Origin of the sequence: Eubacterium sp. AF15-50, assembly GCF_934835595.1 — a bacterium.
Lineage (GTDB): Bacteria > Bacillota > Clostridia > Lachnospirales > Lachnospiraceae > Eubacterium_G > Eubacterium_G segne.
Genome location: NZ_CAKVZL010000022.1, coordinates 21,205 through 27,533, shown reverse-complemented (window position 1 = coordinate 27,533; position 6,329 = coordinate 21,205). Strand labels below are relative to the sequence as shown.

Here is a 6,329-nt window from a genome sequence, read left to right as displayed (position 1 = left end):
AAACACATCTGCAAATCTCACGTTATCTGACATGTACTTTTTGGTTGCTATATCTTTTTTTCTCATATAACACCCCCTTCTTTTAATATTTCGAGGTGTATACTATTAGTTTTTCTTAATCTTTTTATAGTATACACCGGATGTAAAAAAAATACAATAGTGAGCAATAAAATCCACTTTCGCCACTCGAATCATAATATTTATTTACATCTTACATTTACTATATTACATATATTTCGTTGTGTTGTCAAGTTGTATCTGTTCACTTATATATTTTTTGTACATTCATTCAAAAAGCTGTCATTAATGCACAAAAAACACTTTCTCAAAAATGATCTCTGCATAAACCTTCCATTCCAAATTATGTACATTTAATTTATCCGTAATATGTAAATATCACACCACTGGCACTGCCTTGTTCTGACCATGCTGTATTCCAGACTGTCATTTTCCACTTTGAATCCTTTTTCTTAAGCCAAACAAAATTTCCCATACTATGGTTTATATCAACATAATATACTTTTTATTGATTACTTCAATTTTATTCTTTATTCCAAGCAATCTTGTCATAAAATATTATACAGTAGCTTTTTTATCTTTTTTCAATCTAATATATATCATATACACAACCTGAACCGGCAAAATTAACATTATCATAATAAACCAGTCTTCTGACTGACCTGCGATTGACATATCTATTTTCCATAAATATGTAAAAAAGTAATAATAATCTACATTCGTTAAAAACTTCATCACACTGCACAAATCGTATCTGTGCCAACATACAATTCCTGCCGATACTTCCAGTATTCCAAATATTGCATACAAATACTTATTATATAAATATCTAATGGAATCTTTTCTATTAATCAAATATTCACCAATACAGATTATCAGAGAAATGACAATGGCAAACATAAGGCTTGCATTGTTAACTGAATAATGTAATTCATTACTAAAATAATTACAAATGACAATTATGGTCGTTTTTAGTACCAACGCAAATAATGCATAATTTATCTTATTCCCGCATGTGAATGTTATTAATAAAGCAACAATACTTCCTATACACATTCCTACTAACATTCCGGTAACTGAAAATAGCAATTCAAATCCTACGGCACTGCCAATTCCTATTCCTAAATAAATTGCAATAATAAAATTTATCAGACTATAACCTTTTTTTAATGGTGACAAAATCATAATTGTAACACCTAAAACTACTTCTAATATATTTATATTATAAAATACAGACTCATATTGAATAATTATATCTTCTAATTCCTTCACAGTATGCTCCTATCTAAATTAATTTCTATATTCATTCGTGACAAGCATAGTTACTTTTTTATATTTCAAATAGGCTTTTCACTCTTATTTATAACATTCGTATTTTTTCTCAATATATTAATAATTATTTTGATTATTAATACAATGAATAAAATAAGTATAGGTAGCCAAAATTTGTCATGACTATAATTTATATTCCACAATATAAACCATAAATCTTTTGTTGTATATGGAATTTCTAATGGATGTAATGTATTTGCAAAAACAGCTCCCACTATGAAAAATATTCCCAACCAAAAATGTTTATTTTTCTGCAAGTAGTTCCTTGCTTTTTCCTTGGTACTTATCACAATATAACTGATGACTGTTATATAGAGAGCCACCACAGCTTTAAAATACATGTTTCTGTTATCTGCATAAACATCCATAATATTAGTAGCAAAGGAAGAAAAATCAAAGTTAAACGCATATACTATTACTTCCATTATTTCATACATGGCAATGAATATTACTATTAAATTAGTAAAATCCTCTGTTTTATTATAAATAGTTAACATTACACTAACAACCAGTCCTAACACAATACCTATTATCATACTTGATATTTTGAGATTTGATACATAAGTTGTAATCATACATACCAATACTCCATAATAAGATGTTACAATAAATTCTTTAAATCTCCCTGGTATTATTTTCTGACTGATAAGTAACAATATACCCAACATTATTCTTAATAAGGTAACTACTATTTCTCCATGCATATCTTCATATAATTCAACCATAATTTTTATTTTCCTTTCATGCAATAGCTGTACCACCAATGTATACTTTGTGGTCGTCTATGACCTCCCATCCGTTACCTCTATCCGATTTTCTCTCGCATTCACATCTAAACGATATTTTATAAGAACCTTCCGGTGATTGCCCTCTTTTTACATACTTATAAATCTGTTTAAGCATCCTATTGACATTCACTTTTTACTCTAATTTTCTAAATTCATCTATTGTGATTTTTCCGTCATTGGAACATATTTCATACAATCTGAACCAATGGCACCACACATCAATGTCCGGGCCAAAATAAATACTTTCATACCGCTTTTGACTATTTGTAGCAATCATATCTCTTCCCATTTGTTCCACATAATAACCTTTTTTCTCACACATCTTTTTATAATAACCAGAATAACTTCTACCAATAAAAAAATCTGCATTATCACTTTCAGATACTGTAAATCCATCACTTACCCTCATCCAAACAGCAACTGTCTTTGGTAATTCATTTATTCCGTATCCATATTCACGTAGATAATGATAAATAATTACAGAATTTACACATATATATCCTAATAATATTGTAAAAATGACAACGATTGGTTTAATAACTTTTTTCACAAATAAATCCTCTCCCTTTGTAAAATTTAATAACTAATCTCTCCTGTCTACCTGAATCTCTAGTCTCTTTTATGTCCTATTTTTTATTTGTTTCCGACAGCTTGATTTTTATTATATAATACACTCATCTGGAAATTATCATACTTGTCATATGTATATTTTTTGTATCCTCCATCCCTGTATTTTACTTTCGGTTTGGTACCATTTAAAAAATTCATTCGCCTCATCCGCATTCAAATCCTTTATCTCTTTTGAAAGTGGTGGAATTAAAACTGAATAATTAAATTTCTTGTTCAAATATATATCCTCCAACTCAGTTTTTTGTTATTAAGTGAATTTGTAGGACAAGTACTGTTAACTATCAACTCATCTATTATTTTATTTGTATAATAATTAATTTGTTTTTCCACTTGTCACTCCTCCTACTTTTTTCATAATGTTTTATTTGACTTTATAAAACTGTTGCTTTATAACTCTCTTTACACTTGCCATTCTTCGTGTTTTTTGGATATTTTTATTCCATCGTATGAAATCTCCCTGTTAAAATTTACTCCATTACCTTAACATTGGATATCCGAAGAAATCCAGTAGGCATATTCCAACGCAACATACTTATTCCCCTTGGAATCCCTAAATACATGATTTTCCTCATCAATCAAATGTAGTTTATCCTTTTCCATAATGACTAAATATCCTAAAACATCGATATAGGCGTCTGTAACGCGATATTTTAAGTTCTCGTTATTAACATTGATTATGTATGCATCGTTCTGAACATATATTTCCCCATCCCGCATATAATATTGCGCGGAATCTTCATCACTTCTTATTCCCATTTTATCATAATGTCCCATAGCACAATAAATAAAAACCACCGCAAATATACTCAAAGAAATAAAGAATGTCTGAACTTTTACTTTCATTTTTCTTTTTTCATTCAAAAATATTTTTCATTTACATTTCCTCTCCAATAAGCATATTGGTATTCACAAAAAAATTTCTACAGAAGTATAAAAACAATATACTAATAATAAGAAACATTAACATTATAAATATATGTAATATTTTTTTGTCTGTACGGCTTTTAATATACGTATAAATCTTGTATGTAGAAAAAACCAAAAATACTGTTCCTGTTATAATCATTCCTATAATTGATATTATATATAATTTGTTACTAATAGAATTATAATTATATTTTATATAATCATACTTATTATTTTGTATTTTAGTCGCTAATTGAATTTTCAAGCCATCGGTAGCATATATATAAGAAAATACATTATATAGTATAATGATAATTCCCAAATATATTTTACTAATATTTTTTTTCATTACTGAATCGCCCTTCAGAGTTATATGCATTCGTAATACTCTTTTCTTGTATTCCGTTACTTATAAATAGAAACCTCTTATACAAACTACGGTCTTTTGTAGTATACAAGAGGTTTCCATTTTATACAAATTAAAATTTATAAGCAATAAATATATTAATTGACTTATTTAAATGGTATGGTAATTTTATTATCAAGACTTCTATTAGACCAAATGCCTGGTATTCCCGCAACAAATCCTCCTACAGAAAGAAATATTGAGTACCAATATATTTAGTATAAAATTTATGCTGGCTGATGATACTATTCCTACCATTTTGACACTAAAATGTGCAACATTAATTTTTTCAGCCCCCTTCCCCATATAGAAATTTTTTACAACACTCTTAACTTTAGTAAAAATCTTTGACGATATACTTACTACTTTTTTAAATATGCTATAAGTAATTCTTTTCAATTTGCCTTCAAAGCTTGTTCAGCATACTGCTTTGCTAATGTTTTTACAGTTGCCAAATATGGTTGAATTGCCATACATATCATATCTAATGGTACTGATACCACACATCTTGCTATTGTAAAGTAGCTGCTATAATCAACATTTATAATAGGATTGCTATTACAATAAAGATAAAGGTTATTATCTAAAATGCTTTGTATTTCTAGCATACATACATTATCTGCATTGATAAATCTTTCAACTATTGAGTCATAATAACGACTCTATAAATAATAGCCCCCTGTTTCTTCATCCCTGTAATAACTCCTATACGTTATATGATTTAATGCGTATGCAGTCTCATTTCCTTCATAACATACCGTATCTGTTATATTTCTCCACGCATCATATATAGCTATCTCTGCTCCTCTGAAATTCCAAAGATCTATAACGTTTCCATGAAAGTCCTTTTCATAATAGATTCTCACACTGCTTTTTCCGTTCTGCTTATTTATATAACTGTATTCATAACCGATGGCTTTCCTAGGCTGTCATAAAAGTACCAAACATCGTATGTCCTATTCGTTGCTTTGCAAGTAACAGTCTCCCTAACTAGTGTGCTATCATCCCACTCATAAGTAGTTGTAGCACCTGCCGTATCTTTATAACTCCTCATTTCCTCATTTCATTTTCATGAAACCTATATACCACCCTGTTGTCATCTTCCATTCTAATATTTCTTCACACATCATACATATAATTAACGATTTTTGCCTCTCTTGCGTGCAGGAATCCGATGACATCTCTCTGAAATTATTTTTCATAGCATATCTTCTGCTCACTTCTAATTCCTAAACCTAGGTCCTTAAATTCTACTCTCCAACCTCACAATGAATTTTTCTTTTACAAATCAATATCTATTTGTAACTTTATTTATAGTTTAGTTATATAAAACACACCAGCATAGCATATGTGGTATTTTTACTGTTACACAATAATAGAAAAACCGCTGATAGCTTATTGTAATGCTATCAGCAGTTTTATAATTAATCAAATATATTTAATTATTTTTTCTGTTCCGGATTTTACCTTGACCACTCTGTTATCTCATATCCTTTTTCTGTCTTTTTAGCTTGCAAATCAAGCCTATATTTTCTATCCTGTCCCTCGTTTTTCTCCTTAAGTCCCGTCACCACAACTTTGTATGAATTATCATCAGTTTTTATTTTCTTATACATTAAATTATATAATGTAAAGTCCTTGTCAAGGTTCTTTCTTAAATAAGATTGAACCGCTAAAATGCACTTATCTTTCTGTCTTTTAAACACAATGTTCCTTAATTCTGATGGAATTCTGTTATCATAACGTTGATATTCAGATTCATACATTAATTCTATCTCTGTGTCTGATATTCTCATTAAATAAGTAGCTCCATCATAGTCCGTTCCTTCATCAAATATATGTGCCTGAACCTCTTTTTTCTGAGCATCATAATCCGCTGGCATAACTGGTGCAGTAAGGCGTAAATATATTCTCTTACCTTCCGCAACGTAAACCAGACTGTTTCCGTATCCCTCTGAATCACAATTAATATATACCTTTCCTTTCGTCGTAGTTGCCACCCAGGAATTATATTTTGATAATTTCTTTTCTACATAATTTTTCAGTTTTTTAAACTCCGGATCAACATCCCCATACCCTTTCAACTCTTCTTCCGTGGTTTCTAATTCAGATTTAAAAGTTTGCGACTCTTTTGGGTTATTTGCCTGTTTTTTTTCTTTACATCCTACCATCAGAATACTTGCTCCTAGTAAAACGCATGTAACTATAATTATCATTTCTTTTGCTTTCATTTTTCTTTATTCCTTTGT

Annotated in this window: 9 protein-coding genes; all 9 read right to left on the bottom strand. The window is 29.3% G+C overall.

Annotation, left to right across the window (positions count from 1 at the left end; all coding sequences use genetic code 11):
* Positions 1-576: 576 nt before the first annotated feature.
* Entirely contained in the window at positions 577-1,290 is a 714-nt protein-coding gene (locus tag Q5O73_RS04360; protein WP_021952937.1) for a hypothetical protein, read from the bottom strand.
* Positions 1,291-1,355: 65 nt separating this feature from the next.
* Positions 1,356-2,075: a hypothetical protein gene (locus Q5O73_RS04355; protein WP_302669108.1), complete on the bottom strand. Its 720-nt coding sequence runs from the start codon at positions 2,073-2,075 to the stop codon at positions 1,356-1,358.
* Positions 2,076-2,091: 16 nt separating this feature from the next.
* A complete protein-coding gene (locus Q5O73_RS04350) occupies positions 2,092-2,253 on the bottom strand; it encodes a hypothetical protein (RefSeq protein WP_302669107.1) in 162 nt (53 codons plus the stop codon).
* Between the two features lie 18 nt (positions 2,254-2,271).
* On the bottom strand, positions 2,272-2,688 hold the full coding sequence (locus Q5O73_RS04345; RefSeq protein WP_302669106.1) for a hypothetical protein: 417 nt from the start codon (positions 2,686-2,688) through the stop codon (positions 2,272-2,274).
* Between the two features lie 147 nt (positions 2,689-2,835).
* Positions 2,836-2,985, bottom strand: coding sequence for a hypothetical protein (locus tag Q5O73_RS04340; RefSeq protein ID WP_302669105.1), 150 nt, complete (start codon positions 2,983-2,985; stop codon positions 2,836-2,838).
* Between the two features lie 263 nt (positions 2,986-3,248).
* Positions 3,249-3,611, bottom strand: a complete 363-nt coding sequence (locus Q5O73_RS04335; RefSeq protein WP_021952932.1) for a hypothetical protein — start codon at positions 3,609-3,611, stop codon at positions 3,249-3,251.
* A gap of 864 nt (positions 3,612-4,475) precedes the next feature.
* On the bottom strand, positions 4,476-4,688 hold the full coding sequence (locus Q5O73_RS04330) for a hypothetical protein (protein ID WP_302669104.1): 213 nt from the start codon (positions 4,686-4,688) through the stop codon (positions 4,476-4,478).
* A 54-nt stretch (positions 4,689-4,742) separates the two neighbouring features.
* Positions 4,743-4,946, bottom strand: coding sequence for a hypothetical protein (locus tag Q5O73_RS04325; RefSeq protein WP_302669103.1), 204 nt, complete (start codon positions 4,944-4,946; stop codon positions 4,743-4,745).
* A 597-nt stretch (positions 4,947-5,543) separates the two neighbouring features.
* Complete coding sequence (locus tag Q5O73_RS04320; protein ID WP_302669102.1) at positions 5,544-6,311, bottom strand: hypothetical protein; 768 nt, start codon at positions 6,309-6,311, stop codon at positions 5,544-5,546.
* Positions 6,312-6,329: the final 18 nt, after the last annotated feature.